Source organism: Chryseobacterium sp. X308 (assembly GCF_020733145.1).
Lineage (GTDB): Bacteria > Bacteroidota > Bacteroidia > Flavobacteriales > Weeksellaceae > Chryseobacterium > Chryseobacterium cupriresistens.
This window is the reverse complement of record NZ_JAJFZH010000026.1, coordinates 30,568-46,790: the sequence shown is the minus strand read 5'-3', so window position 1 is coordinate 46,790 and position 16,223 is coordinate 30,568. Positions and strand designations below refer to the sequence as shown.

15 protein-coding genes are annotated in these 16,223 nt (G+C 36.9%); 7 read left to right on the top strand and 8 right to left on the bottom strand.

Going from position 1 to position 16,223, the window contains the following annotated elements; all coding sequences use genetic code 11:
* On the top strand, positions 1-476 hold a 476-nt coding region (locus tag LIV57_RS20355; protein ID WP_227944056.1), incomplete at its 5' end, for a hypothetical protein.
* A 48-nt stretch (positions 477-524) separates the two neighbouring features.
* Here the strand turns inward: LIV57_RS20355 and LIV57_RS20350 are convergent.
* Together LIV57_RS20350 and LIV57_RS20345 are read right to left on the bottom strand one after the other, a co-directional pair.
* A complete protein-coding gene (locus LIV57_RS20350; RefSeq protein WP_227944055.1) occupies positions 525-1,163 on the bottom strand; it encodes a response regulator transcription factor in 639 nt (212 codons plus the stop codon).
* A complete protein-coding gene (locus LIV57_RS20345) occupies positions 1,153-3,126 on the bottom strand; it encodes a sensor histidine kinase (protein ID WP_227944054.1) in 1,974 nt (657 codons plus the stop codon). Before LIV57_RS20345 ends, LIV57_RS20350 begins: the two co-directional genes overlap by 11 nt.
* 199 nt (positions 3,127-3,325) lie before the next feature.
* Here LIV57_RS20345 and LIV57_RS20340 point away from each other — a divergent pair, with 199 nt between their 5' ends.
* Positions 3,326-3,745 (top strand): hypothetical protein, encoded by a 420-nt coding sequence (locus LIV57_RS20340; RefSeq protein WP_227944053.1) that lies wholly within the window; start codon positions 3,326-3,328, stop codon positions 3,743-3,745.
* 73 nt (positions 3,746-3,818) lie between these two features.
* Here the strand turns inward: LIV57_RS20340 and tyrS are convergent, their stop codons facing one another.
* Entirely contained in the window at positions 3,819-5,114 is a 1,296-nt protein-coding gene (gene tyrS, locus LIV57_RS20335) for a tyrosine--tRNA ligase (RefSeq protein ID WP_227944052.1), read from the bottom strand.
* A 127-nt stretch (positions 5,115-5,241) separates the two neighbouring features.
* On the opposite strand from tyrS, the gene LIV57_RS20330 reads away from it, so the two are divergent.
* On the top strand, positions 5,242-5,802 hold the full coding sequence (locus LIV57_RS20330) for an RNA polymerase sigma factor (protein ID WP_110010746.1): 561 nt from the start codon (positions 5,242-5,244) through the stop codon (positions 5,800-5,802).
* A 157-nt stretch (positions 5,803-5,959) separates the two neighbouring features.
* On the opposite strand, the gene LIV57_RS20325 is transcribed toward LIV57_RS20330, so the two are convergent.
* Entirely contained in the window at positions 5,960-6,592 is a 633-nt protein-coding gene (locus LIV57_RS20325) for a hypothetical protein (RefSeq protein ID WP_227944051.1), read from the bottom strand.
* A gap of 116 nt (positions 6,593-6,708) precedes the next feature.
* Between LIV57_RS20325 and lipA the strand changes: the two genes are divergently transcribed.
* Entirely contained in the window at positions 6,709-7,575 is an 867-nt protein-coding gene (gene lipA / locus LIV57_RS20320) for a lipoyl synthase (RefSeq protein WP_002981042.1), read from the top strand.
* Positions 7,576-7,773: 198 nt separating this feature from the next.
* Here the strand turns inward: lipA and LIV57_RS20315 are convergent, their stop codons facing one another.
* A complete protein-coding gene (locus tag LIV57_RS20315; RefSeq protein ID WP_227944050.1) occupies positions 7,774-8,673 on the bottom strand; it encodes an AraC family transcriptional regulator in 900 nt (299 codons plus the stop codon).
* A 183-nt stretch (positions 8,674-8,856) separates the two neighbouring features.
* Here LIV57_RS20315 and LIV57_RS20310 point away from each other — a divergent pair, with 183 nt between their 5' ends.
* The gene (locus tag LIV57_RS20310) at positions 8,857-10,056 is read left to right on the top strand and encodes an MFS transporter (protein ID WP_202839725.1); all 1,200 of its coding nucleotides are present in this window, start codon (positions 8,857-8,859) and stop codon (positions 10,054-10,056) included.
* A gap of 72 nt (positions 10,057-10,128) precedes the next feature.
* Here the strand turns inward: LIV57_RS20310 and LIV57_RS20305 are convergent, their stop codons facing one another.
* Positions 10,129-10,509: an STAS/SEC14 domain-containing protein gene (locus LIV57_RS20305; RefSeq protein ID WP_110010742.1), complete on the bottom strand. Its 381-nt coding sequence runs from the start codon at positions 10,507-10,509 to the stop codon at positions 10,129-10,131.
* 115 nt (positions 10,510-10,624) lie between these two features.
* Here LIV57_RS20305 and LIV57_RS20300 point away from each other — a divergent pair, with 115 nt between their 5' ends.
* On the top strand, positions 10,625-11,830 hold the full coding sequence (locus LIV57_RS20300; RefSeq protein ID WP_227944049.1) for an NAD(P)/FAD-dependent oxidoreductase: 1,206 nt from the start codon (positions 10,625-10,627) through the stop codon (positions 11,828-11,830).
* A 233-nt stretch (positions 11,831-12,063) separates the two neighbouring features.
* Here the strand turns inward: LIV57_RS20300 and LIV57_RS20295 are convergent, their stop codons facing one another.
* Together LIV57_RS20295 and LIV57_RS20290 are read right to left on the bottom strand one after the other, a co-directional pair.
* A complete protein-coding gene (locus tag LIV57_RS20295; protein WP_227944048.1) occupies positions 12,064-13,254 on the bottom strand; it encodes a VWA domain-containing protein in 1,191 nt (396 codons plus the stop codon).
* Between the two features lie 342 nt (positions 13,255-13,596).
* Positions 13,597-14,271, bottom strand: a complete 675-nt coding sequence (locus LIV57_RS20290; RefSeq protein WP_227944047.1) for an SIMPL domain-containing protein — start codon at positions 14,269-14,271, stop codon at positions 13,597-13,599.
* Positions 14,272-14,409: 138 nt separating this feature from the next.
* Here LIV57_RS20290 and LIV57_RS20285 point away from each other — a divergent pair, with 138 nt between their 5' ends.
* On the top strand, positions 14,410-16,203 hold the full coding sequence (locus LIV57_RS20285; RefSeq protein ID WP_227944046.1) for a histidine kinase: 1,794 nt from the start codon (positions 14,410-14,412) through the stop codon (positions 16,201-16,203).
* Positions 16,204-16,223 lie beyond the last annotated feature (20 nt).

Genomic DNA, 16,223 nt, shown 5'->3' with positions numbered 1-16,223 from the left:
ATAAAAAACTTATATTTGAAACATTAAAAAATCTATTTGGAGAAATGAAGCAATTTTACAATTCAAAAAGTTTACTTAGACTTTCTTTTTTATTCGTTTTATTATTTTCTGTAATCACCGTTGTTAATTCTTGTAAAAAAGATGATGATGAAGAATTTCAGGATCATGTGGTTCAATTCGAAGTGAAGACAACTTCCGGAGGAGAAATAATAAGTGTTGTAACACAGGTAGGTACTGCTCAGAACACCATATACAATACTCCGCAGTCTCCGATCACTTCGCCCTGGACAAGTGGAGAGTTCTTTGTAAATTCCAGCCAGGCACAGCTGAACCTTGATGCCAACGCATCAATGCCGGATGATAACTCTGAATTAACAATCAATCTTTACATCGATGGAGAAGTAGTAAGAACTGTTAAGAAAAAAGGTAAAGGTGTATTGGTTGCTTCTATTGATTACAGCTTCTTAGAACCGTAAATTATTTTAAACATTATATAAAAGAAACCGCTTTCAAAGCGGTTTTTTTTATTCTTCAATCAGGCCTTGCTGTATAGCCAGGCTGATCAATTCTGTTGAGTTCTTTGCATGAAATTTCTGCAGCAGATTCTTGCGGTGGGTGTCTACGGTAAGAGGACTTAAGAAAAGTTCTTCAGCAATTACATTACTTGTTTTCCCCTGTGCTACCATCTGTAGAATTTGTTTCTCTCTTTTAGTGAGCCTCGGAACAGGAGGGATATTCTGAGAAGGAAGACTGATTATCTGCTTGGTTTCATTGCAGAAAACAATATCTCCGGAAAGCGCCCCTCTTATAGATACCACAAGATCATCAATGGAAGTATTTTTGAGAAGATAGCCGCTTGCTCCGTTTTGTATAGACTGCATAATAATACTTCTTTCCGAACGGTTGCTGAACATAATGACAGAGGTATTGGGTGATATTTTTTTTATTTCTCTGCAGAGATCTGTACCGTTGGAATCAGGGAGCGAAATGTCCAGAAGAACAATATCTGCCATTTCCGACCGGATAAAACCCAGTGTTTCCTCACCGGATGCAAAACTTCCTGCTACATGAAAGAAAGGCTGGCTTTTCAGCATCATTCTTAAGCCTTCAATGACAATAGGATGATCATCTACAATGACAATATTTATTTTTTCATTCTCCATGGATATTGAGTTCTATATTAATTGCTGTTCCCTGATAGTCAGAATTGATTTCCATTTTTCCTTTCAGATAATTGACTCTGTTTTTCAGATTACGAAGCCCCATACTTTTGGTAGTGTTTTCTATATTTTTATCAAATCCTTTTCCATTATCTTCAATCGTGATCAGAAAATTTTCGCCGGATTGTGAACATTGTAGCAGAATACTGCTGGCTTCAGCATGTTTTACAGCATTGGCCAGTAACTCCTGTACAATCCTGTAAATATTAAGCTGGATATTTAAAGGTAATGATTTGTCAATATCAATAGCCTGAAAGTCAATTTCAAGATTTTTTCTGCTGTAAAATTCACACAAATCATGTATGGCGGTTTCCAAACCAAAATTAAGCAATGATTCAGGCATTAAATTTCGGGCTACGTGGCGAAGTTCACTTACAGAACTATCAAGTTGTCCGAGAATTTTATAAAACTCCTCATCTTTTTCAGGGTTTAAATGACTGGAAGACCAGGTAGAAAAATTGATTTTCACACCGGCAAGCATTCCTCCAAGGCCATCATGAAGGTCTCTTGCAATACGTTCTCTTTCCCTTTCTTCACCATCAAGAATAGCTTTGGTTAATGATAATTCTTCCTTTTGCTTAATATCATTGAGTTTCTGCTCGTTTATTTTTTTATTTTTTCTGAAAATAATAAACAGAAAGATCAGAAGGCTTAAGGCCAGCAATAAAACCAGACCCATTCCCCATAAATAAGAATTTTTCTTGTTGACTTCCAGATCTTTTTGATTCTTTTCAGCATTTAAGGTTGCTATTTTTCTTTCTTTTTCAGCGGTATTGAATTTAGTTTCGAGTTTGTTGATTTCAAGCTTTACATTTTCTGTATTTAAACTATCATTGAGTTTGGAATATCTTTGTTCCCACAGGAGCGCTTCTTTAGTATCTCCCAGTTCTTCATTAAGCAGGGAAAGCTGCTTATAAAAAGTTTTTCTGTTATTAAGATCAATAGCCAGGGATTTTTCCGTTAAAACATCTTCCAGGGTAGTTTTAGCTTCCTTATATCTTTTAAGTTTCTTTAAAATGTCAAACTTGTTGAAATAAAACATTTGTGCCAGGAGATTCTGATTGTACTTTCTGGTATAAAAAATTCCTTTTTCTATTACAGGAAGAGCTTCCTCATTTTTCTGCCGGGTAATATACAACAGGGTTTTGCTGTAATAATAAAAAGCATTGGATGAAGATTCAGGATATGCCCTGATAAGCTTTTCGGCTTTATTCAAATACTTTTCTGCCTGGTCTCCATTGGCCTGATAACAGAAATTGTTGGCAGAATTGAGATAGGTAAAAAATAGCTCAGCAGAATTCGGATATTGTTTTTCAAGAATTTCCAGGGCTTTGTTATTATAACCTTCAGCTTTTTTAAACTGGGCATTATAAGTAAGAATCACTGCAAGCTGAGTATACAGGAACCCCAGGTTTCTGCTGTTCTTATATTTTTCAACCAACGGGATACTCTTTTCAAGCATGATTTTAACCAAAGGAATATAACCCTCTTTATCCTTTTGCGAAACTCCGTAGCTGTACCAGGCAAGAGCTTGGAGAAAATCGGATTCTTCATTTTTGAATTTTGATAAAGACCGAATAGCCTGCTGATAAGAAACAGCAGCTTTCTTCTTATTCCTGTCCAGATTATACTGTCCTTCGTAATAATAATATTTGGCTGAAATAAAAGGATGGCTTCGCGCCAGTATTTTTCCGTTGGAAAGATATTTCCTGCTCAAAACAGAATCATTGTTCCTGTAATAATTGGATAAAAGGAAAAAGGCCGTTGCTTTTGAAGTATCAGGATGATTTCCTTTTGTAATACTTTGTAAGCTGTCTATATAAGATTTCTCATTAAGCGGAATGATTTGCTGGGATTGTAACGCCAAAGACAAAAACAGGCTTAACAGGACAAGTAATCTCTTCATTATGGATCAATTCTGTAAAATATTTTTTTAAACGCTCAATTTAATTAAAAATTTTAGCATAAAAAATACCGGAATTTAGGTAGAAAAAATTACTGGTTTTTCAGGATTGATAGACGTAGGTGATGCTCATAGCTTTGCAGATATCAAATCATGGATCATAGAATATTCAATATAGTAACTAAAATTTAAACAAAAGATTATGAAAAAAATGAGTATGAATAAGCTGTTAAGAGGGGCATTCGTTGCAGTAATAGCAGCAATGCTTATTGGATTTACAGCGTCATGCAGTAACGATGATGACGACAACAATGTGAATGGAGCAGGGAAAAGTCATAAAGTGGTCTTTAAAGCAATCGCTTCTTCAGGCAGTAATATTGACGTAGCGGTATACGGAATTGATGGTAATCCTACCACTGCAACAAGTCTTAGCGGAACAACATGGAGCAGCCCTGAGGTAACATCAGAACCGGGAGCATACAATGCCACCGTTGGAGTAAACGCTGTCGGACCGGATGCTTCTGCAACTTTGAAAGTTCAGATCTGGGTAGACGGAGAACTGAAGAAAGAAGGAACTTCCAGTGGACAATATTTGTCGGCTACTACAAGCTATACATTTTAATATTAAATTTATTTAGGAAATGAAATCGGCGCTGAGATGAATCCCAGCGCCGATTTTTATATAGTGTTTCAGATTAGCTTACTTTGACAATAAAGTAGCTTTTCTTACCTTTTTGAAGCAATAAAAATTTACCATCAATAAGATCTGTTTCATTGGCTGTAAAAGTATCATTTACTTTTTGCTTGTTGACAGAAATTGAATTTCCTTTAATCTCTCTTTGTGCCTCACTTTTAGATTTCAAGAACCCTGATTTTTCAGAAAGAAGATCAACAATATTCACTCCCAGAACATCAGCTTTTGCAATTTCTTTCTGAGGAACACCATCAAAAACTTCCAGGAAAGTTTCCTCATCAAGGCTTACAAGATCTTCAGCAGTAGAACGTCCGAAAAGAATTTCAGAAGCTTTCAATGCTTTTTCATACTCTTCTCTTCCATGTACCCAAACGGTAACTTCTTCTGCAAGTTTCTTCTGTAGCTTTCTTTCGTGTGGGGCTGTTTTATGTTCTTCAATTAAAGCTTCAATTTCTTCTTTTCCTAAGAAAGTATAGAATTTGATGAATCTTTCAGCATCCTCATCCGTAGCATTCAGCCAGAACTGGTAGAACTTGTAAGGAGAAGTTTTCTTTTTATCCAGCCAGTAATTTTCCCCGCTTTCAGACTTTCCGAATTTGGAACCGTCTGCTTTCGTAATTAAAGGAACTGTTAAAGCAAAAGCTTCACCCTGAGCTTTTCTACGGATCAATTCTGTTCCTGTAGTGATGTTTCCCCACTGGTCAGAACCTCCCATTTGAAGCTTCACATTATTGTTTTGGTATAAATGAAGGAAATCATATCCCTGGATTAACTGGTATGTGAATTCTGTAAAGCTCATTCCGTCTGCACCGGATTCTCCTGAGAATCTTTTCTTTACGGAATCTTTTGCCATCATATAGTTGACCGTGATATTCTTTCCGACATTTTTAGCAAAATCAAGGAAAGAAATATTCTTCATCCAGTCGTAGTTATTTACCAGCTCAGCTTTGTTTGGCTCATTTCCTTCAAAATTAAGGAACTTTGAAAGCTGTTTCTTTAAACAGTCTACATAATGTAAAAGAGTTTCCTCATCCAGAAGATTTCTTTCAGCAGATTTCCCGGATGGATCTCCGATCATTCCTGTAGCACCTCCTACCAGAGCAATAGGTTTGTGGCCATGCAGCTGGAAGTGAGCCAGGATTTTTATCTGGATAAGACTTCCGATATGTAAAGAATCGGCGGTAGGATCAAAACCAATATATGCAGTAGTTACCTCTTTATTCAGTTGTTCGTCGGTTCCTGGCATCATATCGGCAAACAGACCACGCCATTTCAGTTCTTCTATAAAGGAATTCATTGATTTTTAACTTTAAAATTTTAAGATGCAAAGATAATAAATTCCGAAGTATTAAGGTAAAGCCTTTTTACCATTTTAGCTTTCCTATACTTTGTTTTTCAGCCCAAATAATCTATATTTGTTATTAATGAACGACGAACAGCTATTCCTGCTCATCCAGAAGGCCAAGGATAAAGACCAGAAGGCCCAGACTAAACTCATCAATGTTTTTTGGGTGGATGTTTTCTCCTTTGTTATGAAGAAAGTGAGAGATGAAAATGATGCCGATGAAATTACTGTCAATGTTTTTTCAAAAGTACTGTCAAAACTGGATATGTTCGATCCTCATTTTCAGTTTAAAACCTGGGTATTGACCATTGCCCAGAATACCGTTATTGATTTCTGGAGAAAGAAAAACCGCGACAACGAAGACGCTGTTGAAAATCTTGATGAGGTCAAAAACCAATACGCAAAATCACCGGAAGAACTGCTTATTTCTGAAGAAGAACAGAAGAAAATCATCAAAACCATAGAATCCCTGGATGCCAATTATCAGGACATTATCAGATTGAGATTTTTTGAAGAAAAAAGTATCAAAGAAATTGCTGATGAATTGGGAATTTCAGTCGCCAATACCAAAGTAAGGGTCATGCGGGCCAAAAAAGTCCTGGCAGAACTCCTGAAAAATAATGAGTTTGATGATCATTAAATTCAATAATATTATTCAATAGAAACGGACTTGTCATTCTGAACGAAATGAAATGTAGTGAAGAATCTCATAATTTGTTCATCAATAAGATTCTTCCTTCGCCAGAACAACAAGATTCACAATTGGCTTCAGCCAACTTAAATATTACGACTTTTATTTAAAAATAAACTTCCTCTTTTGTTTTGGGAAGAACTATTTTTTGCTGCTTTTCCTGGTTTCTGTTCTGCAGATTGATCTTTAGTCCTTTTTTAATATAAGTTTCCTTTAAGGATTTACCATATTCAGCTGTATTTTCTACTTCTTTGGAATAGTTCAGCTGTCCTGTTGAAAGGTTAAAATCTATATCTTTCCAGTAATCTCCCGGCCTTCCCGAAGTAGAGGAGGTTCCTATCAGTTCAAAATGTCCGTTCTGAAATCTGTATTTGTCTGTAACATCCCATTTCCAGCTGCTTCCGCCGTTTTGAGAAATGATCAGAATTCCTTTTTCTATTTTCGTTTCTCTGTAAGGGTCACCCATCATACCTCCGCCGTTGCTTTCCATAACAGCATTTCTGGATTTTTCAAGGATTGTCCATGCCCCGCCAACCTTTTTCAAGATCTGGATTTCACGGATATTTCCCATATCGGTTGTATCCTTTGTGTTGTAAATAATTACTTTTTCAGGAATTTTATCACCATCAAGATCTCCTTCTACAGTTTCAATAACCGTGGAACCTGCAGGCTGAAATTGTTTTTGGGCAAGAGAAAACGTTCCGCATATCGCGGATAAAAGGAAGAATATTTTTTTCATAAGAATATTTTGAAGAGATAAATATACAAATGATATTTTGAATGATCAGTTTCATCAATATTTCCGGTTGATGGTTTCCATTAAAAAATCCTTAACTTTGAACTTCAATTTTAGAAATGGAAAATTCAGTTCAAGACACTACCGTTCAAAAACCAAAATGGATCCGCGTAAAACTTCCTACCGGAAAGAATTACAGAGAGCTGAGAACTTTGGTTGATAAATATAAATTAAACACCATTTGCCAAAGCGGAAGCTGCCCGAACATGGGAGAATGTTGGGGTGAAGGTACAGCTACTTTCATGATTCTAGGAAATATCTGTACGAGAAGCTGTGGATTCTGTGGTGTAAAAACAGGAAAACCACTTGATGTAAACTGGGATGAGCCTGAAAAAGTAGCAAGATCCATCAAGTTAATGAAGATCAAACATGCCGTGCTTACTTCCGTAGACCGCGATGATCTGAAAGATATGGGATCTATTCTTTGGGGAGAAACAGTGAATGCCGTAAGAAGAATTTCTCCGGGAACCACAATGGAAACATTGATTCCTGACTTTCAGGGTATCACAAAACACCTTGACAGATTAGTAGAAGTAGCTCCTGAAGTAATCTCTCACAACATGGAAACGGTAAAACGTCTGACCAGAGAAGTAAGAATCCAGGCAAAATATGAAAGAAGCCTTGAAGTATTAAGATATCTGAAAGAAGCCGGACAAAGAAGAACCAAAACAGGAGTAATGCTTGGATTGGGAGAAACTAAAGATGAGGTTTTCCAGACCATCGAAGATATCAGGAATGCTAATGTAGATGTCATCACCCTTGGACAATATCTTCAGCCGACTAAAAAACATCTTCCGGTAAAGAAATTTATCACACCTGAAGAATTTGATGAGTTTGGGGATTTTGCAAGAAGCTTAGGTTTCAGACACGTTGAAAGTTCTCCTCTTGTAAGAAGTTCTTACCACGCAGAAAAACATATTCACTAAAATACAGACCGTTCAGCAATGAGCGGTTTTTTGTTTTTTTAGGTAGCAGGGATCAGATAGCAGATTATAGGTGATAGGTTGCAGATATTAGTGGTTACTAATGAAGGCGGCAATCGTTACAATAACGACTGTCATCATTCCCATCCTTTGGTAGGGTGGCAAAAATTCAAAGAATTTTTGACGGGGTGGTTTAAAAACCTACTTATTACAAACCGTTTCCCTCGTAATAGGAGCAATTCTTCCATTAATCTCAATCGGTCTGAAATGTTTCTTCTTAAACTCGGAAGGTGTTTCTCCCGTATGCTGCTTAAACAATTTATTAAAATAAGAAAGACTTTCAAAACCTACCTGAAAACAAACTTCCGTTACAGATTGATCTTTCAGCAGAAATATTTTAGCCTGATTGATCCTGTAATTGTTAACAAAATCCGTAAACGTCATATTCGTCTGCTTTTTAAAATACCGGCAGAAAGCAGGAGTACTCAAGCTGACAACTTCGGCCACTTCATTGACATTGGGCTTCCGGTCATAATTTTCGTGGATATAGTCGTAGATGGTTCCCATTCTGATTTTATCATTCAAAAACCATTTGATCCGGGTATCTTCCTTATTCAATTCTTTCACTTCTGTGGAATGGGCAAGAATTTGCAGAATTTCAATCAGTCCAACCAAAGATTCAAAAGAGTTTTTATCTTTAATAGCCTGTAGTTTTTCAACAACTGTATTTTTGGTTTCTCCGGAAAATGAAAGTCCGAGATAGGACCGTTCCAAAAGGTTCTTAATATTCTCAAATTCCGGAACAGGAAGAATAATGTCCTGAAGGAAGCTTTCCCGCATCTGTAATACAAGCTGCCTGCATTCGGTCTGAATACCATAGTCAAAATTAAGATGAGGAACGTTGGAACCAATCAGTAAAAGATCACTGTCTGTAAAGCCGGAAATGTTTTTTCCAACGTGACGGATTCCGTTCACAGCTTCTACATATACCAGCTCAATTTCCGGATGATAATGCCAGAAAAAACAGTTTTTCAGAGAAGGAGAAAATAGCTTGAATGATTTCCCTTTTTCAAACTCAATAATTTCTTTCTGGATCTTCATTTTGTTCTTATTTGATTGTTTCTGAATTTAAAATTAAGTAAAAAGGTTAATATGGAGCAAATTTTTATCATTCAAAGAGGAGTGAAATTCAAACTTTCTTGCGATTTTTGCACTTTCAAAATAAAGATACTCAGGTGATCCTTTAACTTGAAGGAAATTAATTCAGAAAAAGATTTAGAGACAATGAAGATTGATAAAAGAATAATACCACTGGCAATTGGTGGTTTAGGGATAGGAACAACGGAATTTACCGTTATGGGACTGCTGCCGGATATTGCCAAAACATTACAGATTACGATTCCGCAAGCCGGACATTTGATTTCAGCATATGCCATGGGCGTGGTTATCGGAGCTCCAATCCTGATTGGATATTCTGTAAAATTCCCTCCGAAAAAAGTCCTGATGGCTTTTATGATTCTTTTTACATTATTTAATGCGCTTTCTGCTATTGCTCCGGGATACAACAGTATGCTGGTTATCCGTTTTATGTCCGGACTTCCGCATGGAGCCTTCTTCGGTGTAGGAACAGTAGTGGCTTCAAGAATGGCAGGAAAAGGAAAAGAAGCATTTTATATATCGATGATGTTTACAGGGCTTACGGTTGCCAATCTCGCAATGGTGCCTCTGGTCACCTATATCGGGCATACCTTCCATTGGAGACTGTACTTTGCGATTGTAGCAGTGATTGGTCTTTTTGCCATTTTATTTTTAAAAATGTGGCTTCCCAATCTGGAATCCAACCAGAATACCCATTTCATGGAAGAACTGAAATTCCTTAAAAATAAACAGTCGTGGCTGGTATTGGCTATTACAGCCATTGGATTTGGAGGATTGTTCACATGGCTGAGCTATATTACTCCTTTAATGACTGTTGTTGCCGGGATCAAAAGCAGCCAGATGGCTTATGTAATGGTACTTGCCGGAGCCGGAATGGTAGTTGGAAATCTTGTGGGAGGAGTTGTTTCAGATAAATTAGGTCCTGAGAAAACCTGTGTACTCCTGATCTTCCTGATGATGATTTCTCTTGGGGGTGTTTTCTTCCTTGCAGAATATAAAAATATTGCTTTGGTACTGACGTTTATGTGTGGCGCGCTATCCATGTCTATTGCTTCACCTATCAATATTATGATGATGAAAGCAGCCCCGAAAAGTGAAATGATGGCCGCAGCTTTTATGCAGGCCGGTTTCAATATTGCCAATGCAATGGGAGCTTTCCTTGGAGGAATTCCTTTGGAATATGGGTACTCATTCAACTATCCATCGTTGGTGGGAGTGGGGATGACCTTTATCGGACTGGTTATAAGTGTAAGATATATGTACCTGTATGGTTCAAAAACTGAGAAAGAAGAAATGGCTGCAGAATGCGTATCATGTGATAAATAAAAAAGGGAGTCACCGTTAAAAATAACATCGCCTGTTTCAGTAAGAAACAGGCGATTTTTTATCAAATAAATGTTATGCCTCTACCTCATCTCCGTTTTTACACCAGTAGAGGGCATTGTATAAATTTTCTTTGGGGAAAGATTTAAACTCTCCCGGCATCAGAACACTGAAAACACTGGTGAAATTCCGTATCCCTTCTTTATCCGTAACAATGGCTGAGCGGTTCCAGTTGGTAAGATTTTTCAGTCCCAACAATAAATCTTCAAGCCATGCACCCATGGTAAAATTATCCAGATCGGTATCCAAATACAATAAATAATTCAGCTCACCGAACTGCTCTACCTTCTCTTTTACACGCGGAATTACCAGTTTTTCAAAATCCTCTTTCGTTACTTCACCCGTCGCATTGAATGCCGCAACATTCTCCGGGGCTTCTGGAATAATTGTTATCATAATAAATATTTTTATGGTGGTTCAGTTTAAAAGAATAACAATAATTACACCATAATTTAGTAGAAAATTGTTAAAAAAGGTATAAATGTTGTTAGTTTCAGTGTAAAATATTAATATGAATCTCAAATCAAATGAACCTTTCTGGCTTATAAAAAACGGATTGTTAGCATCTTATCCATCGTTAAAATCAAATGAAGAATGTGATGTTCTTGTTATAGGAGGTGGGATTACAGGAAGCGTGATTGCTCATCAGATGATAAAAGACGGGTACAAAACCATCCTGATTGATAAACGCGAACTTTGCAACGGAAGTACTTCCGCCACCACTTCAATGTTACAGTACGAAATAGATGTTCCTCTGTATGAGCTGATAGATCAGATAGGGAAAAAAGGAGCGGTCTTAAGCTATAAAGCCTGTAGCGATGCTATTGATACCCTGGAAAAAATGACAAAAACCATCAGATCCAAAGCAGGTTTCAAACGCAAAAAATCATTGTATTATGTCTCGAAAAAGAAAGATCTGGAATGGCTGACAAAAGAATATGAGGCGAGAAAGGCTGCCGGATTTGAAGTAAAGTGGCTGTCTTCAGATCGTGTTTTGAAACAGTTCGGCTTTGAAAATACGTATGGCGGAATCTTATCAAAACAAGGTGCAAGCATTGATGCTTTTCAATTCGCTCATGAGCTTTTCATGCATAATGTAAAGAAAGGATTGAAGGTATTTGATAAAACTGAAATGGTAAAAGTGGAGGAGCATAAAGGATTTAATCTGGTTACCACAGACAGCGGATATCAGATCAAAGCAAAAAAGATGATTTACTGTATAGGATATGAAAGCAAAAACCTGATCAAAGAAAACTTTGTCAACCTGAAAAGTACTTATGCAGCCGTCTCTGAAATTGATAAAGACAAGTTCAAAAACATCAGCAGCACATTAGTATGGAATACCGATACTCCTTATCTCTATATGCGGACTACCGATGACGGAAGGCTTTTGATAGGAGGCGAAGATGAGGATTTTTATAATGCAGAAAAGCGTGATGCTATTTTAGATCAAAAAGAACAAAAGATCATCAAAACATTAAAGAAAATAAAACCTGATTACCATTTCTATACAGACTTTGTCTGGGCAGGAACTTTTGGTGAAACAAAAGACGGTTTACCCTATATCAGTGAGCATAAAAAATTTAAAAATTCTTATTTTGTGTTGGGCTTCGGAGGAAACGGAATTACTTTTTCGGTAGCAGGAATGGAAATGGCCTCTTTGTTTATGAAAGGCAAAAAGCATCCTTTATCAAGGTATTTTAAATTTGGAAGATGATCTTACCACAAAAGTCACAAAGATTTTAAATCTTCTACATATTTTAAGCTTCAGGTTTGCGAATGCCAGGTGTAAAAAGGTTACTTGGATTCCTACGGAATGACATACTGACTGCATAAATCATTATTTCAATTGTGTCATTCCGTAAGAATCTAAGCTAAATTATTGTAAGATAAAGAGCACTTATCATAATGGTACCGAATAGCATAAAAGCGGGCCTTAACCCGCTTTAACTACAAACTATACCCATTCTTTTTCGCAAGTTCAAGAATTGAGCTCTCAATGGCTTTTCCCAAATCATCAGAATCATCATTTCCTCTTTTTTTCATTTCGGAATCAATATAAGCCTGGCGTTTTCTGGAAAGTTCTTCTATTTCCTTTTGAATTGTATCACGTGCTGCTGATTTGGCAGCAATCGTTTTTTGAATTTCTTCCTTACTTTTTCCTTTCAACGCTGGAGGAAGTTCACTTTCTTTTACTGTCGCAATAAATCCGGCATCTTTTTCAGCTTTATCTACCAGATCCCAGTGATCATTTTTGTAAGCGTTCTTTTTGGATTTGGCAACTGCTCTTTCCACGAGGTTGGATGCCGATTGGGCTTCTGCATTTTTATCCTGTGTGATCTGCTTAAGCCTGTATTCTGAACCATGATTTCCGTAGTAGATATAAGTATCATTTAACCTGGCATTGCATTCGGAAATTCTTTTGTCGTAAGGTGTTTCAATATACATCACTTTTCTGTCGCTGTCGATATTGAAATATTTTCCTCCTCCCAGGGATGCTCCGTTTTGCCAGAAGGTCTGGATTCCCTCTTCGCGGCTTCCACAGAAAATGGTGTTGGTGTAAATATTTTTAGCTTTTGCTTTTGAAACAACCTCTTTATAATTTATTTTTCCCTGATCAAATGCTTCATTACCGGCAATATAAATCAGTTTCATACTTTTTTCATTCCCATCCCAATTGAGGTTGGCAGAGGCATCACGGATCACTGCACCGCAATATTCACTGCCTCCATTGGTTCTTAAGGCAAATAATTTTTCAGAAACAAGATCCAGATCCTGAGTGAGAGGAGTGACCTGGCGGATGTAATTTTCATCACGGATTCCGTCGTTGCCATATTCATAAAGGGCAATTTCGATCTCGGGAGCCTTTCCGTTGTACTTAAGAGTGGTAAGTGTATTCACAATATTCCACAGCCTGGATTTTGCCTGGTCAATCAATCCGTCCATACTATTGGAAGTATCCAGCAGAAGAGCAACCTGAATTTTATTGTCTTTTACCGTTGAGGTTACCGGAATTAATGTTGTTTTTTGTACCGGTAAATGATTGTCAGTATTACTATTTGCAGAGCGGTTTTCCTGCATGTTTCCGGAGCTTAACAAAGCTGTACCGGCTGCAAGTGCTAAGATTTTTAACGTTGTCATATTGTTGTTGTTTATTGGTTATTTGTTGTAATCGAAAATTTTTAAATCCTATTATTTTAAATTCCTGAAGTAAAATTATCTTTATTTAAGGCTGGAAATCGGGAAACTTGGTGAACTGAAGGTTTCACTTGGTGGATGATAAAAACGGAAGGTTCTGATTATATGTGATCGTAAGAATCTAATGTGTCATTTCAATACTGTCAGGCTGAGCGGAGTCGAAGCCTTTACCATTCGAAAAACTTTAATAGATCGGCAGGTATTTTTCTTCAGTCAAAAACGCAATAACCCAATAGTAAAAAACAAAAAAACTGCCCAAAAGGCAGCTTTCTTACATCTGTTATTTTAAAGGATTTCGTATTTTGTTTTAATGCTGTATTTCAGCTTGATGTTTTCAATATTATCAAAAGAAAAATCGACCGGAGCATCAGCCATTTCCAACTGGATATTGCTTGCTCTTCCTTTGTAGGCTGCCGGCATAATCATATCGCTGGTGTAATCTTCTATCTCTACAATTTCAAGGGCATTTCCTGTCTTTTTACCCATACTTTCCAGTAAGTAGTCTGCTTTCTCTTTGGCTGCTTTCAAAGCGTTGATCTTCACTGCTTTTCTGAAATCTGCAATTTTGGTATTCTTTACCTCCGCGATATTCAGGCTGCTTACCCACTTTTGATTCAGGTCTTCAAAGATTTTGCTGAGGTTTGATTTTATACCTGCTTTAAAATGATAGTTTTTAGAAAACTTAGCGGTTTTAGAGTAGATATTCTGATACATGGATTTGAATTTGATATCCTCGTTCTTTACCCCTGCATTTTTTAAAATATCAAATAATTTCTTTTCATTATCTGCCAGATCGTTTTTATTATCAGCTTTTATCCCGATACTGAAGATAATTTCATCCGGTTCTACTTCCATTTCTGCCACTCCTGTTACTTCAATTGCGTTTTTCTTTACTTCCTGAGCGTTTACAAAACTACCAAGAGTTAAAATTCCGATTAATAAAAAATGTTTCAATTTCATAATTTCCTGTTTTTAAATTTTTAATTCTGATGTAAAATTACACAGATCAGTAACCGAAATCCGGGAGACTTGGTGAAATGGAACTTTCACTTGGTGAATAGTTTTTGAGCAGACTATATATATGTATATCTTTGTTTTATGAAAATGCTTAAACTCTTTACTCTATTCTTACTGGTGCTTTCGGGAAATACAATCTTTTCCCAAACCACCAATAACAGCAGTGCTGCTGTGGAAGAAGTGCAGGTAGAAACAAAGAAGCTGAAAAGAGCAATGGACACCAAAAACGAACCTGCCCAGGCAGATTCTTATTATAACATCGGTGAAACATTTTTCAATAGCGGAAACTTTCCCAAAAGTGAAGAGTATTATACAAAAGCAAAAAAACTGTATGAAAAGCTCAATGATAAACCCAATATTGAAAAAGCAACCAGAAGATTAGCCCAGTCACAGGAGAAACAGAATAAAATAACACCAGCCATCAGCAATTACAGCATGGCTGCACAGGTAAGTTACAGCGAAAAAAGTAAAGCTGTGAATTCTAATGATGCGGCAAGACTTTCTTCTCCTACACCCGAACTGAAAGCAGAAGCGATTCAGAATAATATCAATCTGACTAAAAAGGAAAATGATCAGGGAGACCTTGCAGAAAGCTACAGCCAGCTGGCAGATGTTAACCTGAAACAGAAAGATGTTTCCAGTGCTGAAGAAAACCTGAATACAGCCTATAAAATTTCTAAAAAAGAAGCTCCTCAACAGGCTCTTGCCATCAATCAGAAGCTGGCAGACCTGTATGTTGAAAACAAAAACTTCGAAAAAGCTATTGAAGCCAAGAAGAAAGTTTTGAAAGAAGACTTTGTAAAAGAAAACTCGCAGGAAAAAGTTAATCAGATTCAGGAACTGGCAGATATCTATATTAAAAAAAATGATCCGGAGGAAGCCGTAGATCTTTTAAAAAATGCCTATGGAATTGCGCTGGACAAAGGTCATACACTGGAAGCACAGAAAAGTGTAAAAAAGCTGGACAGCCTTTATGCGATCTCAGGAAATATTGATGCCTCCGTTCAGTTATACAGAGACTTTTTGGGAAAACTTCCAAATCTTGTTTCCAAAGACAGAAGCCTTGTTGATAATAAAATTCTGGAAGATACAGAACAGCGGATTTCACAGCTGGAAAAAGAAAAAGAGTTGAAAGATGAATTGATCAGAAAGAAAAATGTATTTAATTACGGTCTGATCGGAGCGTTGATTGTACTCACCGGACTTATTATTTTCATTTTCAGAATGCTGAAAAAAGTTCAGATTAAAAATAAGAAAATAGCTCTTCAGTCGCTGCGAAGAGAGATGAATCCTCATTTTATTTTTAACAGTTTAAATAGTGTCAACCATTTTATAGCCACCAATAATGAGCTTGAAGCGAATCAGTATCTTACAAAATTTTCGAAGCTGATGCGTGGTGTAATGGAAAATTCCACCGAAGATTTTATCCCTTTTCAACAGGAGCTTGACCTTTTGCAAAATTATCTGGCGCTTGAAAAGACCCGTTTTGCAGATAAATTCGATTACGAAATTGAAGTAGATGAAAATCTGAATATGCAAAACCTTCAGGTTCCGGGAATGCTGATACAGCCGTTTCTGGAAAATGCTGTCTGGCACGGACTCCGTTACAGAACCGAAAAAGGATTTTTAACAGTAAGCTTCGAAAAAAGTGACTCGCATCTTGAAATCCTTATTGAAGACAACGGAATAGGTATTGAGGAAAGTAAAAAGCAGAAAACAGAACATCAGAAAACAAGAGAGGGCAGGGGAATGAAAAATACGCTGGAAAGAATTCAGCTCCTGAACGATCTGTATAAAAAAGACATCACCTGCTCTATAAAGGATAAAGAAAATAACAGTGGAGTTTTGGTGACTATCCGGATGAATCTTGCTTAGCAGGATTAAGGCGGACTGTA